Raw genomic sequence first — 1,176 nt, 5'->3', positions numbered from 1 at the left:
ACCTCAACATTGCACCCCTCGCGGCCAGCCTCAATTCCTTCGTGGAAATGGCAGCACAGACCCGCGAACAACTCGTCGAGTCAGGATCCATCGCCACTCTCGCTGAAGTAGCAGCTCAGATATCCGTCAGTCAGCGCACTCTTCGTAACTTCCAAGCAGCGGTTGGCCAGTCCTGGCTCCGAGAGATGCAAGCAGTGTCGCCACTCCTGGATCAGCACTTTGAGCAGCCAATACTGAACTTCGTTGACACAACCCTGCAAGGGCTCGCCAGCCATGATGCTGGCGACGAAGTCGCGCTGGGCGATCTATCGGACGAAACCGTCCATGAGATTGAAGAAGCGCTGTCTAGTTTCGAACAGTCATTGCAGGGATTCCCTCCTGCGATAGCACGTCGACTGTGGATCACATGGGTGCAAATCACCGTGTTCGCAATTTGCCTGCAAGCCCTGATCCTCTTGCCGACCACGGCAGAGGTGATGGCTCTAATGGGTAGCGGCGCGTTGCCAGTTGCTCAGCAGGCAGGACTTGCAGCCGCCAAGGTCTGGGACAAATACCATCCGCGCCCGGAATCGGATACGCCCGAGGAGGAGTGAATACACACAGCGGCGGCCCGCACTGTTCCATGCGGGCCGCCGCTGTGCGCGGGGATTAACTGAGGGGCGGGCTGTAGCGTAGAACCCAACCAGGGCTGGGACGGTGCACGGTGACCTCAACAGCGCGCCCGGTCTTCGTGTAACCGGTGTGCGTGATCTGGATAAGGTTGCTGCCGGCCTCGATCCCAAACGCCTCTGCTTCGACCGAGGTCGCCGCGTACAGCGTGATCTCCTCAATCGCTTCGGTCTGCTCGTATCCTGCGTCGCGCATTCGGCTGATGATGCCGCCAAGACCCGGGTCAGGTTTCTCGATGCTTGCGGCCTCTGCTACGTCCATGGGGACGTACGAGTCAGCGAGTTGGACCAGGCGGTCACCGTCATACATGTGCCTGGCGCGGATCACGGTCTGGTCAGCGCTCGCGATGCCGAGAAGTTCGGCGACCTGAGAGGGCGCGATGTCGTGACGGATCGCAGTTTCCACGCGGGGAGCCCCCCGTTATGTTTTCTGCGGTTCCGCAACGGGGCCGCTGGCCTCCGGGTCCGGCATGACTGTGTCCCCCTGTCGAAGGCATGACCTGGGGGG

General features: G+C 61.0%; 2 protein-coding genes. One reads left to right on the top strand and one right to left on the bottom strand.

Features of this window, described 5'->3' with window-relative positions; all coding sequences use genetic code 11:
• Positions 1–593, top strand: a 593-nt coding sequence (locus ACIOKD_RS41025) for a hypothetical protein (protein ID WP_402093540.1), incomplete at its 5' end; no start/stop codon positions are given.
• A 55-nt stretch (positions 594–648) separates the two neighbouring features.
• Here ACIOKD_RS41025 and ACIOKD_RS41020 read toward each other — a convergent pair.
• A complete protein-coding gene (locus tag ACIOKD_RS41020; protein WP_402093538.1) occupies positions 649–1,074 on the bottom strand; it encodes a UTRA domain-containing protein in 426 nt (141 codons plus the stop codon).
• Positions 1,075–1,176: the final 102 nt, after the last annotated feature.

It is taken from the genome of Streptomyces sp. NPDC087844 (assembly GCF_044742785.1).
In the GTDB taxonomy this organism is placed as follows: domain Bacteria; phylum Actinomycetota; class Actinomycetes; order Streptomycetales; family Streptomycetaceae; genus Streptomyces.
The sequence above is the reverse complement of the archived record's forward strand: the minus strand, read 5'-3'. Positions and strand labels throughout refer to the sequence as shown.